The organism is Pseudomonas sp. GD03875 (assembly GCF_029840585.1).
Taxonomy (GTDB): Bacteria; Pseudomonadota; Gammaproteobacteria; order Pseudomonadales; family Pseudomonadaceae; genus Aquipseudomonas; species Aquipseudomonas paralcaligenes.
Genome location: NZ_JAOCCV010000010.1, coordinates 89,284 through 110,051, shown reverse-complemented (window position 1 = coordinate 110,051; position 20,768 = coordinate 89,284). Strand labels below are relative to the sequence as shown.

Genomic DNA, 20,768 nt, shown 5'->3' with positions numbered 1-20,768 from the left:
GCCATTTCGCCAAGGCTTTCCGCGCGTTTGCGCGATGTGCGGGGCCTCGACCATGAGCGGCGAGGACGATTTCCGCATCCGGCCTGGCCGCATCCGCTCGACCCGTGCGCAGCAGGCGCGGCCCTTCATTGCCCAGGCGCTCGCCGCCGCTCAGCGGGCCGGTGGACGCGTCTCGCGCTCCGGCCAGATCAGCAAGGGCAATCGCTCGCGGTTCGGACGCGGACTGCGCGCGACCGTGCAGGCCAATCGGCTGCTCTCGGGCCGATCGCGGAACACCGTCATCAAGACGCGCGTCGTCCGTCATAGCGCGCAGGCCGCGCCGCTCTCCGCCCACCTCAGCTATCTCCGCCGCGAGGGCGTCACCCGGGATGGGGAGAAGGCGCACCTGTTCGGTCCCGAAACCGAGGACGCCGATCCGAGGGCCTTCGCCAAGCGCACCCAGGACGACCGGCATCACTTCCGGTTCATCGTCTCACCCGAGGACGCGACCGAGATCAGCGACCTCAAGGGCTTCGCGCGCGAGCTGATGGACCAGATGGAGAAGGACCTCGGCACAAAGCTGGACTGGGTGGGCGTCGATCACTGGAACACCGACAATCCGCACGTCCATATCATCCTGCGGGGTCGGACCGACGACGGCCAAGACCTCGTGATCTCGCGCGACTACATCAAGGAAGGCATGCGCGCCCGCGCGCAGGATCTCGTCACCCAGGAGCTTGGGCCGCGCACCGAGCAGGAGATCCGGCGCAACCTCGGGCGTCAGGTCGAGGCGGAACGCTGGACCGATCTCGATCGCCAGATCGCCCGCGACAGCTATCGCACGGGCGTCGCCGACCTCGCCCCACATCCCGATCAGCAGCCAGACGAATTCCACGCGCTGAAGGTCGGTCGGCTGCGCAAGCTGGAGACACTCGGCCTCGCCGATCAGGTCGGTCTCAGCCAGTGGGTCGTATCGGACGATGCCGAAAAGACGCTGCGCGCGCTTGGCGAGCGCGGCGACATCATCAAGCGCATCCACCGCGGACTGACCGAACGCGGCATCGAGCGCGGCACGACGAGCTATGTGCTCGCCGGCGAGAGCATTGACGATCCGGTCATCGGACGGCTGGTCGACCGCGGTCTCGACGATGAGTTGAAGGGTACAGCCTACGCCGTGGTCGACGGCACCGACGGGCGCACCCACCATATCAAGCTCGCCGATCTCGATGCCGCCGGGGACAGTGCGCCTGGTTCGATCGTCGAACTGCGCAAGTTCGACGACGCGCAGGGCCGCCGGCGTGTCGCGCTCGCGGTACGGTCCGATCTCGATATTGAGCGGCAAGTTCATGCAACCGGCGCCACCTGGCTCGACCGGCAGGCGATCGCCCGCGAGCCGGCAGCGCTCGGCGGTGGCGGCTTCGGCGCGGAGGTTCGCCAGGCGATGGACCGACGCGCCGACCATCTCATCGCCCAGGGGCTCGCCGAGCGGCAAACGCGCGGCGTCAGCTTCTCTCCGGGGCTGATCGAAACCTTGCGCCAGCGCGAGGTCGAAGCGCTCGGGGAGAAGCTCGCGGCCGAGACCGGCCGGTCATTCTTGAAGGCCGGAACGGGCGAGTATGTCGCGGGCACCTATCGGCAGCGCTTCGCGCTCGCCTCCGGCCGCTTCGCCATGATCGACGACGGCCTCGGCTTCCAGCTCGTGCCCTGGTCGCCCTCCCTCGAACGTCAACTCGGCCAGCACGTCTCCGGCGTCTCGCGCGGCGGCGGCGGCGTCGACTGGAGCTTCGGCCGCAATCGAGGCCTCGGCATGTAGCCCAACCAAGAAAGGAGTACGCCCATGTCGGCGACTAAAATCCTCTGGGGTCAGATCCTCACCGTCTTCCTGATCGTGTTGATGACGACCTGGGGCGCGACACAATGGACGGCCTATCGTCTCGGCTTCCAGCCTCAGCTCGGACTGCCCTGGTTCGAATTGGCGGGCTGGCCGATCTACTACCCGCCCGCCTTCTTCTGGTGGTGGTATTTCTACGACGCCTATGCGCCGCCGATCTTCGTCGAGGGCGCCTATATCGCCGCATCGGGTGGCTTCATCTCCATCGCCGTCGCGATCGGCATGTCGGTGTGGCGGGCACGCGAAGCGAAAAACGTCGAGACCTATGGCTCGGCCCGCTGGGCGCGGCCGGAGGAGGTGAAAGCCGCAGGCTTGCTCGGTCCAGATGGCGTCGTGCTCGGCAAACACGAGCGCGACTATCTCCGACATGACGGCCCCGAGCATGTGCTGTGCTTCGCGCCAACGCGTTCCGGCAAGGGCGTGGGTCTGGTCGTGCCCTCGCTCTTGACCTGGCCGGGGTCGGCGATCGTCCACGATATCAAAGGCGAGAACTGGACGCTGACCGCCGGCTACCGCGCCCGCCACGGCCGCGTGCTGCTGTTCGATCCGACGAATGCGAAGTCGGCGGCCTACAATCCGCTGCTCGAGGTGCGGCGCGGCGAATGGGAAGTGCGCGACGTGCAGAACATCGCCGACATCCTGGTCGACCCGGAAGGCTCGCTCGAAAAGCGGAACCACTGGGAGAAGACGTCGCACGCACTTTTGGTCGGGGCCATCCTCCACGTCCTCTATGCAGAGCCCGACAAGACGTTGGCCGGCGTCGCCGCCTTCCTGTCCGATCCGAAGCGCCCGATCGAGTCGACGCTCGCGGCGATGATGAAGACCGCGCATCTCGGCGAGGCCGGCCCGCATCCGGTGATCGCCAGCGCGGCCCGCGAGCTGCTCAACAAATCCGACAATGAGCGGTCGGGCGTGCTGTCGACTGCGATGTCGTTCCTCGGGCTTTATCGCGATCCCGTCGTGGCCGAGGTCACCCGCCGCTGCGACTGGCGCATCGCCGATATGGTCGAAGGCAAGCATCCGACCACGCTCTACCTCGTGGTCCCGCCATCCGACATCAACCGCACCAAACCCTTGATCCGCCTGATCCTCAACCAGGTCGGGCGCCGGTTGACCGAGGACTTGCAGGCGAAGGGCAACCGACACCGTCTGCTGCTCATGCTCGATGAGTTTCCCGCCCTCGGGCGCCTGGACTTCTTTGAGAGCGCACTGGCGTTCATGGCGGGTTACGGCCTGAAGGCCTTCCTCATCGCCCAGTCGCTGAACCAGATCGAGAAGGCCTACGGGCCTAACAACTCGATCCTCGACAACTGCCATGTCCGGGTCAGCTTCGCGACCAATGACGAGCGAACCGCCAAACGCGTTTCGGACGCGCTCGGCACCGCGACCGAGATGAAGGCGATGAAGAACTATGCCGGACACCGGCTGTCGCCGTGGTTGGGGCATCTGATGGTCTCACGCTCTGAGACGGCCCGGCAGCTACTGACGCCGGGCGAGATCATGCAGCTTCCCCCTTCGGATGAGATCGTCATGGTCGCCGGCATCTCCCCAATCCGGGCGAAGAAGGCACGATACTACGAGGATCGGCGGCTTCAGGAGCGCATCCTGACCCCGCCGACCCTGACGAAACCGCGAACAGGTCAGGCCGACGACTGGAGCACACTGGCGCTGCCGGCGGCGCCCGACCTCCACGCACCGATCGCTGCGCAGGAGGCATCGGACGATGATCCGACCGAGTCGGAGCGTCGTCACCAGCCAGAACTCAGCCGAACGAAGACCGTCGAGCGCAAGGCGGTCATCGAGAACGAGTTCGAAATCGATCCTCGGGATGACGTCGATGAGGATGCCGCGCGCCTAAGCCGCATGAACCAGACCATGCGCCAGGTCGCCCGTCAGGCATCGCTCGACCCGGGCGATGGCATCGAGTTGTAGGGGCGGTCGTGACGAAACCTCTCAAGAAACAGCGGCTGTCGGTCTATCTCGATCCCGATGTGATGAAGGCGCTCACCGCGCACGCCGCGCGGCGAGACCTATCCCTGTCGCTAGTCGCAGAAGCAGGCATCGCCTCCTTCTTGTCGCCTGATGCCGCGGAACGGCAAGAGGCGGCCACCACCAAGCGGCTCGACCAGCTCGATCGTCGCATCGCGCGGATGGAGCGCGACCTTGGCATTTCAGTCGAGACGCTCGCCGTGTTTATCCGCTTCTGGCTGACGTCCAACCCGCCACTGCCCGAGCCGGCGCAGATCGCGGCGCGTGCGAAGGCCGCCGAGCGCTACGAAGCTTTCGTCACCGCCCTTGGCCGACGACTCGCGCAGGGACCGAAGCTCAGGCAGGAAATCGCGGAAGACATTCCCGCGCACGACGCGGAATAATCACTGATCGACGCATCGCAAGTATTGCTGCGTTCCGCCGCTTCCCTGTCTTTGTACGCCACAGTACGACGACCACATTATGGTTGTTGTCAGGCCATGATTTCTGCCTCTTCTACTCATCCCCGATCCAGGGCCGCATGTCGCGGTCCCGCAAGAGAACGGGGACGACGTGGCGGCAAATCACCAGAAATCGGAAGCGATCCTACGCGGCGCGCGCATGCTGCGCACCGCGCTCGGCCCCGCCATCGCCCGCTTTCTGGAAGACCCCGCGATCGTCGAGGTGATGCTCAATCCCGATGGGCGGCTCTGGGTCGACCGGCTGTCCGAGGGGCTTTCCGATACGGGTGAGTTGCTGACGGCGTCAGATGGCGAGCGGATCATCCGCCTCGTCGCTCACCATGTCGGCGCCGAGGTTCATCCTGGCGCCCCCCGCGTCTCGGCCGAGCTACCCGAGACGGGGGAACGGTTCGAGGGCCTGTTGCCGCCCGTGGTGTCCGCGCCGGCATTCGCGATCCGCAAGCCCGCTGTCGCTGTCTTCACGCTCGACGACTACGTGGCAGCCGGAATCATGGCGGCGGATCAGGCCGAAACGCTGCGCCAGGCCGTCGCCGATCGGCGTAACATCCTCGTTGCCGGCGGGACCTCGACCGGCAAGACCACTCTCACCAACGCGCTCCTTGCCGAAGTCTCCAAGACGTCCGACCGCGTCGTCCTGATCGAGGACACGCGCGAGCTGCAATGCGCCGCTCCAAACCTCGTCGCCATGCGAACGAAGGACGGCGTCGCATCGCTTTCTGACCTCGTCCGCTCCTCGCTCCGCCTGCGGCCCGACCGCATTCCTATCGGGGAGGTGCGCGGCTCCGAGGCGCTCGACCTCCTAAAGGCCTGGGGCACCGGCCACCCCGGCGGCGTCGGGACCATCCACGCCGGCACCGCCATCGGCGCGCTGCGCCGCATGGAGCAGCTCATCCAGGAAGCGGTCGTCACCGTTCCGCGCGCGCTCATCGCCGAGACGATCGATCTGGTCGCCGTCCTCTCTGGCCGCGGCGCGTCCCGCCGCCTGGCCGAACTCGCCCGCATCGAGGGCCTCGGCCCCGACGGCGACTACCGCGTCACCCCCGCAAGCCCGCCGCTCACAGGAGAACCGTCATGATCAAGCATGCTTTGCGCATCCGCCGCCACATCGCCACGGCGGTGTCGGTCACCTTCCTCACACTCGCCCTGGCGCCGGCCGCCCATGCGTCGGGTTCGTCGATGCCTTGGGAGGCGCCACTTCAGTCGATCCTCGAATCGATCGAGGGGCCTGTCGCCAAGATCATCGCGGTGATGATCATCATCATCACCGGCCTGACGCTGGCCTTCGGCGACACGTCGGGCGGCGCCCGCAAACTGATCCAGATCGTCTTCGGCCTGTCGATCGCCTTCGCCGCGTCCAGCTTCTTCCTGTCCTTCTTCTCGTTCGGCGGTGGGGCGCTCGTCTGATGGCCGATGGCGCGGATCATGGCGGCGAACTGCCGGGCTTCTCCGTCCCGGTCCACCGGGCGCTGACCGAGCACATCCTGCTCGGCGGCGCGCCGCGCTCGCTTGCCATCCTCAACGGGACGCTGGCCGCCGCGCTCGGCCTCGGCCTTCGCCTGTGGCTGGTCGGCCTGGGGCTTTGGGCCATCGGGCATTTCGCGGCGGTCTGGGCCGCCAAGCGCGATCCGCAGTTCGTCGACGTCGTGCGCAAGCATCTGCGCATCCCCGGCCACCTGTCGGTCTGAGGAGCGACGCTGATGATGAACCTCGCCGAATATCGCAACCGCAACACTCGGCTCGCCGACTACCTCCCTTGGGTGGCGTTGGTCGGCGAAGGCGTCGTGCTGAACAAGGACGGCAGCCTTCAGCGCACCGCACGCTTCCGCGGGCCCGACCTCGACAGCGCCGTCCCGGCCGAGCTGGTGGCCGTCGCCGGCCGCCTCAACAATGCCTTCCGCCGTCTCGGCTCCGGTTGGGCCATCTTCGTCGAGGCGCAGCGGCACGGCGCCGTCACCTATCCGGCCAGCATGTTCGCCGACAGCGCTTCGGCCCTGGTCGATGCCGAGCGCAAGGCCGATTTCGAGGAAGCCGGGGCGCACTTCGAGTCCAGTTATTTCCTGACCTTCCTCTATTTGCCGCCGGTCGAGGACGCCGCCCGCGCCGAGACCTGGCTCTACGAGGGCCGTGATCATGCCGGCGTCGATGCGCACGAGATCCTGCGCGGCTTTGCAGACCGCACCGATCGCATCCTCCAGCTCATCGACGCTTTCATGCCGGAATGCGCTTGGCTCGATGACGGCGAGACGCTGACTTATCTGCATTCGACCGTCTCGACGAAGCGGCACCGCGTCCGCGTCCCCGAGACACCAATGTATCTCGATGCGCTTCTCGCCGATCAGCCGCTGACCGGCGGGCTGGAGCCCCGCCTGGGCGATGCGCATCTGCGCATCCTCACCATCGTCGGCTTCCCGACAGCGACCACGCCCGGCATCCTCGACGAGCTGAACCGCCTGGCCTTTCCCTATCGCTGGTCGACGCGCGCCGTCCTCCTCGACAAGACTGACGCGACCAAGCTGCTGACCAAGATCAGGCGGCAATGGTTCGCCAAGCGCAAAAGCATTGCGGCGATCTTGAAAGAGGTGATGACCAACGAGGCTTCGGCGCTGGTCGACACCGACGCGGCCAACAAGGCGGCCGACGCCGACATGGCGCTGCAGGAGCTGGGCGCCGACTACGCCGGCCAGGCATATGTGACGGCGACGATCGCGGTTTGGGATGACGATCCCCGCATCGCCGCCGAAAAACTCCGTCTCGTCGAGAAGGTAATCCAGGGCCGCGACTTTACGGCAATGCCCGAGACCATCAACGCCGTGGATGCTTGGCTCGGCTCGCTGCCTGGCCATGTCTACGCCAATGTCCGGCAGCCGCCGATCTCGACACTGAATCTCGCCCACATGATCCCGCTGTCGGCGGTGTGGGCTGGACCGGAACGGGACGAGCACTTCAATGCACCCCCACTGCTTTACGGCAGAACCGAAGGCTCGACCCCGTTCCGGCTTTCCATCCATGCAGGCGACGTCGGCCATACTCTGATCGTCGGCCCGACCGGCGCCGGCAAATCCGTGCTGCTCGCCCTCATGGCGCTTCAGTTCCGGCGCTATCCGCGATCCCAGGTCTTCTCCTTCGACTTCGGCGGCTCGATCCGGGCCGCAGCCCTCGCCATGCGCGGCGACTGGCACGATCTCGGCGGTGGGCTTACCGAAGGCGCTGACGACAGCGTGTCACTGCAACCGTTGGCGCGGATCGACGATGTCGCCGAGCGGGCATGGGCCTCCGACTGGCTGATCGCGATCCTGGGGCGCGAAAGAGTCCCGGTCACGCCCGAGGTCAAGGAGCATCTGTGGTCGGCGCTGTCGTCGCTGGCCTCCGCGCCTATCAGCGAACGCACCCTAACGGGTCTCTCGGTTCTCCTCCAATCCAACGATCTGAAACAGGCGCTCCGACCATACTGTGTTGGCGGCCCCTATGGCCGGCTGCTCGATGCCGAGGCCGAGCATCTGGGCGAAGCCAATGTTCAGGTCTTCGAAACCGAGGGATTGATCGGCACCGGTGCTGCCGCCGCTGTGCTCGCCTATCTCTTCCATCGCATAGAGGACCGCCTAGACGGTCGTCCGACGCTGCTAATCGTCGACGAAGGCTGGCTCGCGCTGGACGACGACGGCTTCGCCGGTCAGCTCCGCGAATGGCTGAAGACGCTGCGCAAGAAGAACGCCAGCGTCATCTTCGCCACCCAGTCGCTCTCCGACATCGATGGGTCTGCAATCGCGCCCGCGATCATCGAGAGCTGCCAGACCCGTATTCTGCTACCGAACGAACGCGCGATCGAGCCGCAGATCACCGCCATCTATCGGCGTTTCGGCCTCAACGATCGCCAAATTGAGATCCTCGCCCGGGCGATGCCCAAGCGCGACTACTACTGCCAGTCGCGGCGGGGGAATCGCTTGTTCGAGCTAGGCCTGTCGGACGTAGCCCTGGCGCTGTGCGCAGCCTCGTCGAAGCAGCATCAGGCGCTGATCGCCGCGGTTCACGCCCGCAGCGGCACGGATGGTTTCCTTGCCGAATGGCTTGGCGAGAACCGGCTTGGCTGGGCCTCCGACCTCATCCCCGACCTCACCAATGTCACCCCCCAAACCGATCCGGAGGCACGCTCATGACCCGCTCTCATTCTTCCCGCTCGCGCGCGCTGGGCATCGGCGCCGCGCTCCTCGCCGCGCCGCTCGCGCTGTCGCCGATCCTTGCGCCGCCCGCAGCCGCGCAGTGGATCGTCTATGATCCGACCAACTATGCGCAAAACGTCCTGACGGCGGCGCGCACGCTCCAGCAGGTCAATCAGCAGATCACCCAGCTTCAGAATGAAGCGACGATGCTGATCAATCAGGCCCGCAATCTCGCGAGCTTGCCATACTCCTCGCTCCAGCAGCTTCAGCAGTCGATGCAGCGCACCCAGCAACTTCTCGCGGAGGCGCAGGGCATCGCCCTCAACGTCCAGCAGATCGACCGCGCGTTCCAGACCACCTACGGCAACGCGTCGATGTCGGCTTCCGATCAGGCGCTCGTCTCCCAGGCGCGGGAACGCTGGCAGAATACGGTCGGCGGTTTGCAGGACGCCATGCGGGTGCAGGCGGGCGTCGTCGGCAACATCGATACCAATCGCAGTGAGATGACGGCGCTCGTCGGTCAAAGCCAGGGCGCGACCGGCGCGCTGCAGGCGACGCAAGCGGGGAATCAGCTTCTCGCTCTGCAAGCACAGCAGCTCGCCGACCTCACCGCCGTCGTCGCCGCCAATGGCCGCGCACAGAGCCTCTCCGAGGCCGAGCGGGCGGCAGCGGCCGAACAGGGCCGCGAACAGCGCCGCCGGTTCCTGACCCCGGGTACCGGCTACGAGCCCGGCAACGCGCGCATGTTCCCGAACGGCAACTGAGGACATGGTCATGGACGGCAAGATGCTCGCCCGGCTTGGCGCCGTCGTGTTCGTCGCGGTCGCGGTAACCGCGACCGCCATCGAGATGACCCGGAAGGAAGAAGCGCCGCCCGCCTGGCCATCCGGCCGCTCGACCGAGGCGCAGGCCGATCTGCTGCGCGATGAGCTGATCCGCTGCCAGTCCCTCGGTGAAGCGGGGCCACGCGATCCGGGGTGTCTCCGAGCCTGGGCGGAGAACCGTCATCGCTTCCTCGCGCCCGGCGCCCGTCCGATGGAGCGTCTTCCCGAACCGCCTCCGCCGAATGCGATGCCGCGCGAAATCCCCGAGAATCCGATCCGCCGCGAGAGCGCGCCCCAGCCCGACGAGGCACGGTAGTATCATGGGCGGCACCGGCGTCATCGACCACTTCCTCGAGGTCTTCACCCGCTACATCGACAGCGGCTTCGGCCTGCTGAGCGGCGAAGTCGCCTTCATCGCCACCACGCTGATCGTCATCGACGTGACGCTGGCGGCGCTGTTCTGGAGCTGGGGCGCCGATGACGACATCATCGCCCGCCTGGTGAAGAAGACGCTGTTCGTCGGCGTGTTCGCCTACATCATCGGCAACTGGAACAACCTCGCCCGGATCATCTTCGAGAGCTTCGCCGGCCTCGGACTGAAGGCCAGCGGCACGGGCTTCACGACAGCCGACCTCCTGCGCCCGGGCAAGGTCGCGCAGACCGGGCTCGACGCCGGACGGCCGCTGCTCGACTCCATCTCCAACCTCATGGGCTATTGGTCGTTTTTCGAGAACTTCATCCAGATCGCCTGCATGTTCCTGGCCTGGGCGCTGGTGTTGCTCGCTTTCTTCATCCTCGCCATCCAGCTCTTCGTCACGCTGATTGAATTCAAGCTGACGACGCTCGCCGGCTTCGTGCTGATCCCGTTCGGCCTCTTCGGCAAATCCGCCTTCATGGCCGAACGTGTTCTCGGCAACGTCATCTCCTCCGGCATCAAGGTCCTGGTGCTCGCTGTCATCATCGGCATCGGCTCGACGCTGTTCTCCGAGTTCACATCCGGCTTCGGCGGGCAGAACCCTTCGATCGACGAAGCCATGGCTATCGTGCTCGCCGCGCTGTCGCTGCTCGGCCTCGGCATCTTCGGTCCCGGTATCGCAAGCGGCATCGTCTCGGGCGGCCCCCAACTCAGCGCAGGCGCAGCCGTCGGCACAGGCCTCGCCGCAGGCGGCATGGTGGCGGCAGGCGTCGGCGCGGTCGGTGCAGCCGCGTCTGGCGGCGCGGCGCTCGCCGGTGGCGCAGCCGCCGCCGCCCGTGGCGGTGCTGCGGTCGCAGGCGGTGCTTCGACTGCTTACAGCCTTGGCTCTGCTGGGCAGTCCGGCGCGACGGGTGTGGTCTCTGGACTTGGTGGGGTCGCCCGTGCGAGCGGCAGCGCCGCGGTCTCGCCACTGCGCCGCGCTGCCTCCCGCGCCGCCGAGAGCATGCGCTCCAGCTTCGACGCCGGTGGCAAGGCCGCGTTCGAGGCGACGGGCGGCTCTTCCACCATGGGCTCGGTCGGCGGTGATGCCGCCGGCGACAGCGCCGCGTCCTCCGGTGTCGCCATTGCCGGCGGACCGCCCGCTTGGGCGCAGCGGATGCGCCGCTCCCAGCGAATGACCCATGCCGTGCAAGCCACGGCCCATGCCGTCCGCTCCGGCGACGCCCACGGCGGCGGCTCCTCCGTCAATCTCTCCGAAGGCGATCGCTGATGTTCAAACGCCCCTCCACCCATTACGGCAAAGCCGCCGAGCCCGAGACGCCGTATCAGCGCGCCGCGCAAGTCTGGGATGAGCGCATTGGCGCCTCTCGCATCCAGGCCAAGAACTGGCGGCTCATGGCCTTCGGCTCCCTGATCCTGTCGGCCGGGTTCGCTACCGCACTAGTCGTGCAATCGGCACGCGGAACGATCGTGCCGTGGGTGGTGCAGGTCGATCGCGTCGGTCAGGCTCAAGCCGTGGCGCCGGCCGAAGCCGACTACCGCCCGACCGATCCGCAAATCGCCTTCCACCTGGCGCGCTTTGTCGAACAGGTCCGCTCGATTCCGGCCGACGCGATCATCGTGCGACAGAACTGGCTCCGTGCCTACGACTTCACGACCGATCGCGGCGCTATGGCGCTGAACGACTATGCGCGCTCGAACGACCCGTTCACGCGTGTCGGTCGCCAGCAGGTCGCCGTCGACGTCTCCAGCGTCATCCGCGCCTCTCCGGACAGCTTTCGCGTGGCCTGGGTCGAGCGCCACTACGAGAACGGCCAACTCGCCGAGACCACGCGCTGGACCGCGATCCTGACGATCGTCGTGCAGATCCCCCGCAATGCCGACCGGCTCAGGGCCAACCCGCTCGGCATCTACGTCAACGCCATCAACTGGTCACGGGAGCTTGGGCAATGAAGCCGTCTTTCCGTAAAGCTGGAAATCCGGCTTCACACACACTTGTATTCCCGGCTCTCCGCAGAGCCGCAATCCCTATGGTCCTGCTGGCGACAACCGCGCTCGCCGGCTGCGCCACCACGAACCCACCGCCCGAAATTTCCTACGACAACGCGGCTCCTGCCGTGCAGACCGTCGATCCGCCTGCGCCCGTCACCGTGGTTGAGTTACCGCGGCCGTTGCCGCTACCCGGCCAGTTGCAGCGTGTGCCGGAGACACGACGCGCGCCCGAGCCGGCCAACCCGACGGCGCGCGTCAATCAGGCCAATGAGGCGGCCCGCGTCCAGCCGGTGCGCGACGGCTTCATCAACTCCATGCAGGTCTATCCCTGGACGCAAGGGGCGCTCTATCAGGTCTACACCGCTGTCGGTCAGATCACCGACATCGCGCTTCAGCCCGGCGAGCAGCTCGTCGGCGCCGGTCCGGTGGCGGCCGGGGACACGGTCCGCTGGATCATCGGAGACACCGAGAGCGGATCGGGCGCGACGCGCCAAATCCACATCCTCGTGAAGCCGACGCGGGCCGACCTGATGACGAACCTCGTCATCAACACCAACATGCGCACCTATCACATGGAGCTGCGCTCGACCGAGCGGACCTACATGGCCTCTGTCTCCTGGCAGTATCCGCAGGACCAACTCATCGCGCTGCGCCGGCAGAATGCCGAGGCACAAGCCGCGCACCCCGTGGCCAGCGGGGTCGACCTCGCCAACGTCAACTTCCGCTATGCGATCGAGGGTGATCGCGCGCCGTGGCGGCCGCTGCGCGCCTTCGACGACGGTCGCCAGGTCTTCATCGAGTTTCCTCGCGGCATCGGCCAGGGCGAGATGCCGCCGCTCTTCGTCGTTGGTCCCGAGGGCAACACCTCAGAGCTGGTGAATTACCGCGTTCGCGGCCACCACATGATCGTCGACCGGCTGTTCGCTGCCGCCGAACTGCGCTTCGGCTCCGGTCGGGAGCAAAAGCGCGTCAGAATCGTCCGAACCGACGGGAGGCCGACCTCGTGAGCGAGAACCCGCCCCGGAGCGAGGAAATGCCGGACGACGATGCGCAGCCCCTGACCGGCGAGTCGGTCGGGCCTGCGCCGATGCGTCTGCGCGCCGAACCGCCCCGCGTCACCCGATTATCGCGGAAGGTTCTCGCCGGCCTCGGTCTTGTCGCCAGCGTCGGACTCGGAGGAGCACTGATCTACGCGCTTCAGACCCGCGACGCCGGTCGGCCGACCGACGAGCTCTATTCGACCGAGAACCGCTCGACCGCGGACGGCCTGGCTGGCCTTCCACGAGATTACAGTGGCGTGCCGCGGCTCGGTCCGCCACTTCCCGGTGACCTCGGGCGGCCGATCCTCAGCACCCAGGATCGCGGACAGCCGGTGCCGACACCCGGAATCGCCACGCCCAATCCCGGCATCAGCCCGGAAGAGCAGCGCCGCCTTCAGGAGATCGAGACCGCGCGGACCAGCCGTCTGTTTTCCGGATCCGAAAGCCGGGGCGCGCCCGCCGCGGCGGGAATTGCCCCAGCACTCCCGCCCTCGCCGGATTTGGCGAGCCTTGGCCTTGCGCCACCGCCGACCACTCCCTCTGCGCAGGATCGCCAGAACGCCTTCCTCAGCGCGGCGGCCGATCGACGGACGGTGTCCCCCGATCGCGTCGTTGCTCCGGCGTCGCCGAACATCCTTCAGGCCGGCGCAGTCATCTCGGCGGCGCTCATAACTGGCATCCGGTCCGACCTTCCGGGACAGATCACCGCCCAGGTGACCGAAAACATCTACGACAGCCCGACGGGCCGCATCCTGCTCGTCCCACAGGGCACGCGGGTTATCGGCCAATACGACAACAACGTGCAGTTCGGCCAAAGCCGCGTGCTGCTGGTCTGGAACCGGCTGATCTTTCCGAACGGCCGGTCGATCGTTCTCGAACGCCAGCCAGGTGCCGACGCCGAAGGTTTCGCCGGCCTGCAGGACGGCGTCGATTACCACTGGTGGGATCTCGCCAAGGCGGCCGGACTTTCCACACTGCTCAGCGTCGGCGCCGAACTCGCCGTGGACAATGATGATCGCTTGATCCAGGCGATCCGCAATGGCGGCGAGGACACCATCAATGATGCAGGACAGCAGATTGTGCGGCGACAGCTCAACATTGCGCCGACGCTGACGATCCGCCCTGGCTTCCCTGTTCGTGTGATCGTTACGCGGGACCTGGTGCTCGAATCCTACGGAGGATCATGATGGCGAAGCTTAAGTTGGGTCCGATCGTCGACGACAAGCCGATCAAGGTCACGGTAGAAATGCCCGCAGCTCTCCACCGGGATTTGCGGGCATATGCCGAAGCGCTAGGCCGGGAACAGGGCGAGGTGATTGCTGACCCAATGCGATTGATCGTGCCGATGCTGGAGAGGTTCATCGCAACCGATCGCGGTTTTGCAAAAGCTAGGCGAGCTACGACGCAAGAAACCGACGATTAGCCCACACTTCTCCCCTTCAGCCCTGAAAGGGTGTCGAGACATTTCAGCAGCAGTGGCAGGGCGGGATTGTCGTTGTCGCAACATGAAATCGTAGCAGCCGTGGGCGCTCGGACCGATGAAAGCGGAACCAACGCGATATCAGTGCGGCTAACCAACGTCGTGATGGTTAAACCGAAGCCCTGTTCGACCATGGTGAGGAGTGTCTCCCGGCTGACCTGTTGAATGGATAGTTGAACCTCTCCTTCCACGGCTCCTACCATGCGCTTGAGCAAGTCGGAGAGTTCACGTCCGGCACCGTCGGAACGAACGAGAAATACCTCCTCGCAGATGTCTTCCCAAGCCAATTGCATTCGCGACGCCAACTGGTGACGCTGGGACAATGCCACGAACAAAGTGGGATCGCAGAAGCGCCGAATTTTAAACTGGCGGTTGCTGTTCGTGCGAAGGCAAATTGCGGCGTCCAGTAATCCACGCCGCACCCGCGCTGTATTCTCTTCTGAAGTGCCTTCCTCGAGCTTCACCTCGATAGTCGGATATTGATGTCGGAAGTCCGCGAGAAGGTCGATGATTGGGCCCGCTGGAAATGCTTCGAGCATGCCGAATCTGATAAGCCCGGTCTTGAGGTTTCGGGTAGACCGGATCTCTGTCGCAGCCTCGCGAAGGTATCGCGCTCCTGCCGCCGCGTGCTGAAGAAAGCGTGCTCCTTCGGGCGTTAGCGCGGCACCTGTTCTTGTGCGCTCGAACAGCGAAACGCCAAGCTGACGCTCTAGCATCTGCACGCGACGGCTGACGGTAGATTGGGAGATCGCAATGCGGTCGGCCGCCCGGCGAAAGCTACCTGCCTCGGCGACCTGGATCGCGTATTTGAGGTATCGCAGATCAAGCGTCAGATCAGGCATGACGCCCCTCCGTGACTGCCGCCATTTGAGCGCACGAGCAGCGCGCCAAATTCTGATCCGCCAGCGGACGGCGCGTCTCTTTCGATCTCAGACGAGGAATGTGAGCCGAGTCCTTCGATGAGCATGACCATCTCCGAATCCCAGAAATGTATGCGGCAGTCATACATCTCCAGCCACTTGATGTCTATGCGTCACGCATATATCGTTGATGGATGGAGCCGGAGGCAGCCAAGTATCATTTTGGTGCACTTGCGCTCGCGGTGGCTGACAGCATCGCGAGTGCCTCAGCCTCGCTTTCGCCGAGCGGACCAGCGGCTGCGCTGATGATCTTTCTTAGTGTTGAGCCTGGGGTCCCTATCAGCGTCCTAGCTAGCCGGCTTCGTCTTTCCCATGCTGGGACCGTGCGATTGATCGACAGGCTTGAAACCGGTCATCTGGTCGAACGGCGGCGACACACCGTCGACAAACGGGCGCGTTTCATCCACCTCACCAATTCCGGTGAACAGATGACTAAAGCCTTGCTCAGAGCGCACGAGCAGGTGATCGCGGCGTGGGTCTCGCCCCTATCGCCCATCGACCTGAACGACCTAGGCACGTTGTCCGAGCGGCTTCTTCTCGAAAGCGGGTTGAACAAAAGTGAGCTCGCAAGCCTCCAGCATCTGGGCGGCGACCCGAGGCGACGACCTACTGAAAACGCAACGCCAGCCCGCTCGCCACCCCGGCGCCCTTCGAAGAACGACTGACCAGAATTTAAATCAGGCTTGATACTTTGGAATCCATCGCGTTCGACCTTCTCATATGCATGCTGGCATTCTGGTTTGGGTATTCCGCAAACCGAGGTGGGACATGCCTGGTCGTGGCTGCTCACGAGTTGCAGAAACGACGCCGACCAAGAATGTTCGTCGGATTTCTTGCGGCGTCTGCAGCGGCGGGCCTTGTTGCTATTCCGCTCGCTTGGTCTGGGTCGCTGAACGCGACCCTGGCACCCTCGACGAACGTCAACGCCTTTCTCCTAATCGGCGCCATCGCCTTCGGCTTTGGGGCGCTCATCAATGACGCCTGTCTGCTTGGATCGTTGGCACGGTTAGGCGATGGCGAAATGCGACTGCTGGCTCTTCCTGTGGGACTAGCAGTCGGGATCTTGATTGCCGATCATGGTCGGCCCGGCTCTCTCGTGACATGGACAAGTGTTATCGGGAGCCCAAGCATTCCTGGGGCCGCTATGGTTCTCGCCCTTGCGGTTGTACTCGCGCTGGCGATGATGTTCGTATCGACGAAGGGTGCATCGCGAAAAAGACCGGGGTGGGCGTTTGGCGCCTCAATGATTGGCCTCGGTATCGCTGGTGGACTTCTCTACGCCCTGTCACCGGCTTGGACGTTCGCTGACCTGATCCAACGCGGCCTTCCTCTTCGAATGACGCCAACAGGCGAGGTCGCACTCGTTGCGGTCATTGCCTCTGTTGCGGGAGCAATCACGGCATCCGTGCGTCAGGGACGTTTGCGTTTTCAACGGCCGACGGTTGCCGGCATTCTGCGATCGATTGTCGGTGGAGCGTTGATGGGAATAGGTATCGGCCTCATACCCGGTGGCAACGACGCTTTGATCCTCGCCGCAGTGCCTACACTCTCTCCGGGCGGCATAGTTGCCTACCTCGTGATGACGACGACGATCGTTTTTGGATTTGAAGCGCGTGACAGGCTTTTCAAGAAAGGTCCATCAGGCCACGGGAGAGTGTAGATGGTCTTGGGCCGATCATGAGACCCGTGAATATCGACATATTAGGTCATACGCCTGCGTTGCCCCATCCCCCTAATTGCCGTCTCGAAGGATAGTGCGTCGAGCATACGGTTGTGTGCATGTAGGCGTGGTCACGGCAGGAATGAGTGTCTGTCGCCGCATACCCCAGCTCCGGCGCGAGAATCTGAGGTTTCAGACATCGTCGGTGCCTACCGGCCCGCCTTCGCCCTCCATCCGATTAATGGCACGCACGTCCTTAGCGTTGAACTTAAGCCTCACGCCTGATCCCGCGCGATGATCCTCATCGATGAAGACGGCGCCGCCCCGTTCGAGCGCGTCACGCAACCGCGTCAGTTCCGAAGCTGCAAGCACGCTACCGCCGGCCTCGAACCGGGCTAACGTCTCCTCGTCCAACTCAGCGATCTTGGCGACGTGCGATCGCGGCCACTGAATCAGGGCTCTCGCTGCGCGCGCCAATGGTCCAGTCATGCTCATCGATGCTTCCTTCTTTGGAAAACCCACCTTTTCGCAAAGTGACGACTTTGCGGGCACTCGATCGGCTAAATGAGCTTCGCCATTGCGACCGCGGTATCCGCCATGCGCGTCGCAAAGCTCCATTCATTGTCGTACCAAGCAAGCACGCGAACCATCCTGCCATCGACAACATCTGTTTGGGGAAGTGCCACGATTGAGGATTCCGTCCGATGGTTCAGATCGACCGACACCAAGGGCTCTGTCGTGAAGGCGAGCACCCCACTCATCGCACCGGCGGCAGTCTGACGGATGGCGTCGTTCACCTCGTCTATCGAAACCTCACGCGACGTCGAAACAGCCAAATCTATGACCGACACGTTCGGCGTTGGGACGCGGATGGACGAGCCGTGAAGCTTACCTTTTAGTTCCGGCAGCACGCGGCCAATCGCGTTCGCAGCCCCGGTGGAAGTCGGAATCATTGAGAGTGCGGCTGCGCGGGCGCGGTAGAGATCCTTGTGGACGGTATCCTGCGTCGGCTGGTCACCGGTATAAGCGTGAACCGTGGTCATATAGCCTCGCTCTATGCCGCAGAGGTCGTTCAGTACCTTCGCGACAGGCGCGAGGACATTGGTCGTGCATGAGCCATTAGATACGACGACGTCGTCAGCGGTCAGCGTGTCGTGATTGACCTTGAAGACGATCGTCTTGTCTGCCCCATCGCTCGGCGCGGAGATGAGCACGCGTTTTGCTCCCGCACGAATGTGCGACTCGGCCTTCTCCTTGGATGTGAAGAAGCCCGTGCATTCGAGCGCCACGTCAACACCAAGCTCATCATGGGGCAGGTTTGCTGGATCGTGTTCCGACGACACCCTGATTTTACCGGACCCGACGTCGATCCAGTCTTCGCCGAGGTCGATCGAACCGCGAAAGGGACCATGAACTGAGTCGTACCTCAGGAGGTGTGCCAAGGTAGCGACCGGCCCGAGGTCGTTGATCGCAACCACTTCGACGTCCTCTCGACGTAGTTCGACGATCGACCGTAAGGCTAGTCGCCCGATCCGACCGAAACCATTGATTGCGACCTTAACCGTCATGCCTGTCTCCCCTGGCTTGCCCTACTGACTAGAGCATACGCCATTCACTCAGTGACGCATGGCGCATGAACTCGCCTCTGGCAGCATGTTCGTGCCGACACATTTATGTATGCGTCACGCATAGACCTATCTGCGTGGGTGCTTGGGGTCAACGTGGCAATGTCGGCGCGGACTTTGGACCACAACGCGAAGTGGCGCTGCAAAGATGTGATTCGGCCTCAAGGCAGCCGGAACCACGGCAAGCGACACCGATCTATAGCCGCCAGGTATCGGCATTCCGTACGCCGCCATGATCTAAATAGCGGACTTTCGATATCCAGTGTCATCGCTGGGGTGTCGTAAGCCTCTGTGAATCCGGCTTTTTCTCCTCTCGCTTGCCGACCGGCACCACACGGGTATGGCTTGCTGTCTATGCTTCGCGCACATATAGATGTGGCAATGGATGAACCTCGCGATCGAAATATCTTTGGGGCGTTCGCACTCATGATCAGCGACGACATCGTTCGCGCTAGTTCATCGCGGGCGCCGGAAGCTGGACCCGCAGCATCGGCCCTGGCGTTGATTGCGCACATGCCTGGGCTCTCGATTCGCATGCTCTCTATCGGCGTCGGCCTCTCCCATGCAGCGACAGTCCGTTTGGTGGATCGGTTAGCGGCTGAGGGATTGGTCGAACGCCGTGAGCATTTCACGGATGGTCGCACCCGGTCCCTCTATCTCACTGCGGCGGGCAAGATAGCGAGCGACGAAGTCCTTTCCTCGCGCGACGAGGTGATCGCAGAGGGGTTATCCATCCTAAGCCCAGACGAACTGAAAGTTCTCGGCGCCATAGCGGAACGCGTCTTACGCAATCGCCTGGAAAATCTTGAGCATTCTTATCGTATCTGCCGCTTGTGTTGCTATGAGGGTTGCACGAACTGCCCGATCGATGCCGAGTTGCATGAGCGTGGCGTAGATCGCGAAAACAGCGGCGAGGCGTAGGACTATCGCAATCGCATCACTCAGTGTTGAGCAATGAGATATGCCGCCAGAAATCCCACGACCGTGATGAGCCCTATGAACGGCGGCGCCTTTTCGAAAGCTTCGGGTATCATGGCTTCTGCCAGCATCGCTATGACGGCGCCGGCCGCGAAAGAAAGAATGGCTGGCGCCTGAGTTGATGCCGAAACGAGGAGAAGATTTCCTACACCGGCGGCAACGCAAACGAGTAGGGGAATGCCGACCCAGACCGCGTAGATATAGCTTCGAGGTCGGCCCGCAACCTTCATCCCTGAAGTGCTCGATAGGCCCTGCGGCACATTAGCGAGAAAGAAGCCTGCCACGACGGCCAGGCTGATTCTGCCGCCATCAGCCACCGACATCCCGATCACAAGGGCCTCTGGAATTCCGTCGAGAACGCTGCCGAGCGCAATTGCGGCACCACTACCACGGTGCTCCTGTTCAGTGGCCTGCTCCGTGCATTCACCGCATCGCTTTCGATGCTTCGCGCCTTGGCGAGACAGAAACCAGTTTGTGCCGCTGAAGATCGCAGCTCCGGCGAGCAGCGCGAAGATCGCAATTGGGCCCATCCCGGCCGAAACGCGATCGCCGATGAGTTCGGTAGCGACAACGGCAATCAACACGCCGCCACCAAAGCCCATAACTGCGGAGATCATGCGGTGAGTAAGTCGCCCGAAAAGCACGTCCGCCAGCACCGCCCCCACCAGCAGTCCACTACCCGATAAAAGGCCCCACAAGCCGGCGATCACGTATTCCGGCATCATGGCGGTGACCCGGCTGCCAGCACGTCAAAGCGCGAGCACCCTTGCAGCAGTGTTGTCGATGATAGTCGAAGCTCGCTCATCGCTTCGCTCGGTCCAATCGCCAGGTCGGTCGCGCGAAGTGGCAGCTATAGCCACCGGGTTCACGCATGAGATATTTCTGATGCTCGGGCTCAGCCTCCCAGAAAGATTCTTCCGGGTTGATCTCGGACACGACTGGCCCAGGCCAGCGACCCGACGCTTCGATCTCGGCGATCGTCGCTAACGCGATGTCCATCTGCGCTGCGGAAGTATAAAAAATGGCCGATCGATAGCTCGGGCCTACATCGCTGCCCTGTTGTTCATACGTTGTTGGGTCGTGAATCTGGAAGAACAGTTCAAGAAGCGCTCTGTACGTCAGGATCGACGGGTCGAAAGTTACCTCGACGGCTTCCGCATGGCCATAATGCCGCGCATAAGTCGGATCTGGCATCTCGCCGCCGATATAGCCAACACGCGTGGACACGACGCCATTCGCGCGGCGCAGCAAATCTTCGAGACCCCAGAAACACCCACCCGCGAGTATCGCTCGATCGGTTCGCGCCGGCGCCTGGTCTGTAGCGGGCAGGCTCTCCATCCGTTTACCCTTAGCTCTG

The 20,768-nt window shown here is 64.1% G+C and carries 22 protein-coding genes; 17 read left to right on the top strand and 5 right to left on the bottom strand.

The annotated features are described in order from the left end of the window. Nucleotides 1-52 precede the first annotated feature (52 nt). From N5D30_RS11550 to N5D30_RS11485, 14 genes are all read left to right on the top strand, one after another. On the top strand, nucleotides 53-1,792 hold the full coding sequence (locus N5D30_RS11550; RefSeq protein ID WP_088217355.1) for a VirD2 family relaxase/mobilization nuclease: 1,740 nt from the start codon (nucleotides 53-55) through the stop codon (nucleotides 1,790-1,792). A gap of 24 nt (nucleotides 1,793-1,816) precedes the next feature. Further along, nucleotides 1,817-3,802 carry a conjugal transfer protein TraG gene (locus N5D30_RS11545; protein WP_088217354.1) on the top strand — a complete coding sequence of 662 codons (1,986 nt, stop codon included), beginning with the start codon at nucleotides 1,817-1,819 and terminating at the stop codon, nucleotides 3,800-3,802. 8 nt (nucleotides 3,803-3,810) lie between these two features. Beyond that, complete coding sequence (locus N5D30_RS11540) at nucleotides 3,811-4,242, top strand: hypothetical protein (protein WP_039187904.1); 432 nt, start codon at nucleotides 3,811-3,813, stop codon at nucleotides 4,240-4,242. Between the two features lie 217 nt (nucleotides 4,243-4,459). Then, the gene (trbB, locus tag N5D30_RS11535; protein WP_217872226.1) at nucleotides 4,460-5,395 is read left to right on the top strand and encodes a P-type conjugative transfer ATPase TrbB; all 936 of its coding nucleotides are present in this window, start codon (nucleotides 4,460-4,462) and stop codon (nucleotides 5,393-5,395) included. Further along, nucleotides 5,392-5,724 carry a TrbC/VirB2 family protein gene (locus tag N5D30_RS11530; RefSeq protein ID WP_037455233.1) on the top strand — a complete coding sequence of 111 codons (333 nt, stop codon included), beginning with the start codon at nucleotides 5,392-5,394 and terminating at the stop codon, nucleotides 5,722-5,724. The genes trbB and N5D30_RS11530 overlap by 4 nt, the downstream gene beginning before the upstream one ends. Further along, complete coding sequence (locus N5D30_RS11525) at nucleotides 5,724-6,005, top strand: VirB3 family type IV secretion system protein (protein ID WP_039187889.1); 282 nt, start codon at nucleotides 5,724-5,726, stop codon at nucleotides 6,003-6,005. Before N5D30_RS11530 ends, N5D30_RS11525 begins: the two co-directional genes overlap by 1 nt. A gap of 12 nt (nucleotides 6,006-6,017) precedes the next feature. Next, the gene (gene trbE, locus N5D30_RS11520; protein WP_088217352.1) at nucleotides 6,018-8,474 is read left to right on the top strand and encodes a conjugal transfer protein TrbE; all 2,457 of its coding nucleotides are present in this window, start codon (nucleotides 6,018-6,020) and stop codon (nucleotides 8,472-8,474) included. After that, nucleotides 8,471-9,241: a P-type conjugative transfer protein TrbJ gene (trbJ, locus tag N5D30_RS11515; RefSeq protein WP_088217351.1), complete on the top strand. Its 771-nt coding sequence runs from the start codon at nucleotides 8,471-8,473 to the stop codon at nucleotides 9,239-9,241. Before trbE ends, trbJ begins: the two co-directional genes overlap by 4 nt. A gap of 10 nt (nucleotides 9,242-9,251) precedes the next feature. Continuing rightward, nucleotides 9,252-9,617: a putative entry exclusion protein TrbK-alt gene (gene trbK-alt, locus N5D30_RS11510; RefSeq protein WP_088217350.1), complete on the top strand. Its 366-nt coding sequence runs from the start codon at nucleotides 9,252-9,254 to the stop codon at nucleotides 9,615-9,617. A gap of 4 nt (nucleotides 9,618-9,621) precedes the next feature. Continuing rightward, the gene (gene trbL / locus N5D30_RS11505; protein ID WP_088217349.1) at nucleotides 9,622-10,986 is read left to right on the top strand and encodes a P-type conjugative transfer protein TrbL; all 1,365 of its coding nucleotides are present in this window, start codon (nucleotides 9,622-9,624) and stop codon (nucleotides 10,984-10,986) included. After that, complete coding sequence (trbF, locus tag N5D30_RS11500; RefSeq protein ID WP_088217348.1) at nucleotides 10,986-11,669, top strand: conjugal transfer protein TrbF; 684 nt, start codon at nucleotides 10,986-10,988, stop codon at nucleotides 11,667-11,669. The genes trbL and trbF overlap by 1 nt, the downstream gene beginning before the upstream one ends. A gap of 77 nt (nucleotides 11,670-11,746) precedes the next feature. Further along, nucleotides 11,747-12,715 carry a P-type conjugative transfer protein TrbG gene (gene trbG, locus N5D30_RS11495; protein ID WP_231771189.1) on the top strand — a complete coding sequence of 323 codons (969 nt, stop codon included), beginning with the start codon at nucleotides 11,747-11,749 and terminating at the stop codon, nucleotides 12,713-12,715. A 26-nt stretch (nucleotides 12,716-12,741) separates the two neighbouring features. Then, nucleotides 12,742-13,935, top strand: coding sequence for a TrbI/VirB10 family protein (locus N5D30_RS11490; protein ID WP_217872219.1), 1,194 nt, complete (start codon nucleotides 12,742-12,744; stop codon nucleotides 13,933-13,935). Continuing rightward, the gene (locus N5D30_RS11485; RefSeq protein WP_088217345.1) at nucleotides 13,935-14,171 is read left to right on the top strand and encodes a DUF2274 domain-containing protein; all 237 of its coding nucleotides are present in this window, start codon (nucleotides 13,935-13,937) and stop codon (nucleotides 14,169-14,171) included. Before N5D30_RS11490 ends, N5D30_RS11485 begins: the two co-directional genes overlap by 1 nt. Here N5D30_RS11485 and N5D30_RS11480 read toward each other — a convergent pair. Next, complete coding sequence (locus tag N5D30_RS11480) at nucleotides 14,168-15,070, bottom strand: LysR family transcriptional regulator (protein WP_088217344.1); 903 nt, start codon at nucleotides 15,068-15,070, stop codon at nucleotides 14,168-14,170. The genes N5D30_RS11485 and N5D30_RS11480 overlap by 4 nt on opposite strands. Nucleotides 15,071-15,282: 212 nt before the next feature. Between N5D30_RS11480 and N5D30_RS11475 the strand changes: the two genes are divergently transcribed. Together N5D30_RS11475 and N5D30_RS11470 are read left to right on the top strand one after the other, a co-directional pair. After that, the gene (locus N5D30_RS11475) at nucleotides 15,283-15,813 is read left to right on the top strand and encodes a MarR family transcriptional regulator (protein ID WP_088217343.1); all 531 of its coding nucleotides are present in this window, start codon (nucleotides 15,283-15,285) and stop codon (nucleotides 15,811-15,813) included. Nucleotides 15,814-15,872: 59 nt separating this feature from the next. After that, nucleotides 15,873-16,808: a YeeE/YedE thiosulfate transporter family protein gene (locus N5D30_RS11470; RefSeq protein WP_223850409.1), complete on the top strand. Its 936-nt coding sequence runs from the start codon at nucleotides 15,873-15,875 to the stop codon at nucleotides 16,806-16,808. 192 nt (nucleotides 16,809-17,000) lie between these two features. On the opposite strand, the gene N5D30_RS11465 is transcribed toward N5D30_RS11470, so the two are convergent. Both N5D30_RS11465 and gap read right to left on the bottom strand, forming a co-directional pair. Then, nucleotides 17,001-17,303 carry a DNA-binding protein gene (locus tag N5D30_RS11465; RefSeq protein WP_088217341.1) on the bottom strand — a complete coding sequence of 101 codons (303 nt, stop codon included), beginning with the start codon at nucleotides 17,301-17,303 and terminating at the stop codon, nucleotides 17,001-17,003. A 65-nt stretch (nucleotides 17,304-17,368) separates the two neighbouring features. Beyond that, nucleotides 17,369-18,376, bottom strand: a complete 1,008-nt coding sequence (gene gap / locus N5D30_RS11460) for a type I glyceraldehyde-3-phosphate dehydrogenase (RefSeq protein WP_088217340.1) — start codon at nucleotides 18,374-18,376, stop codon at nucleotides 17,369-17,371. A gap of 483 nt (nucleotides 18,377-18,859) precedes the next feature. Between gap and N5D30_RS11455 the strand changes: the two genes are divergently transcribed. Beyond that, complete coding sequence (locus N5D30_RS11455) at nucleotides 18,860-19,354, top strand: MarR family winged helix-turn-helix transcriptional regulator (protein ID WP_198650686.1); 495 nt, start codon at nucleotides 18,860-18,862, stop codon at nucleotides 19,352-19,354. 20 nt (nucleotides 19,355-19,374) lie between these two features. Here N5D30_RS11455 and N5D30_RS11450 read toward each other — a convergent pair whose 3' ends face one another. Next, a complete protein-coding gene (locus tag N5D30_RS11450) occupies nucleotides 19,375-20,136 on the bottom strand; it encodes a ZIP family zinc transporter (RefSeq protein ID WP_198650687.1) in 762 nt (253 codons plus the stop codon). Nucleotides 20,137-20,212: 76 nt separating this feature from the next. After that, nucleotides 20,213-20,749: a peptide-methionine (S)-S-oxide reductase MsrA gene (gene msrA / locus N5D30_RS11445; protein WP_088217338.1), complete on the bottom strand. Its 537-nt coding sequence runs from the start codon at nucleotides 20,747-20,749 to the stop codon at nucleotides 20,213-20,215. Nucleotides 20,750-20,768: the final 19 nt, after the last annotated feature.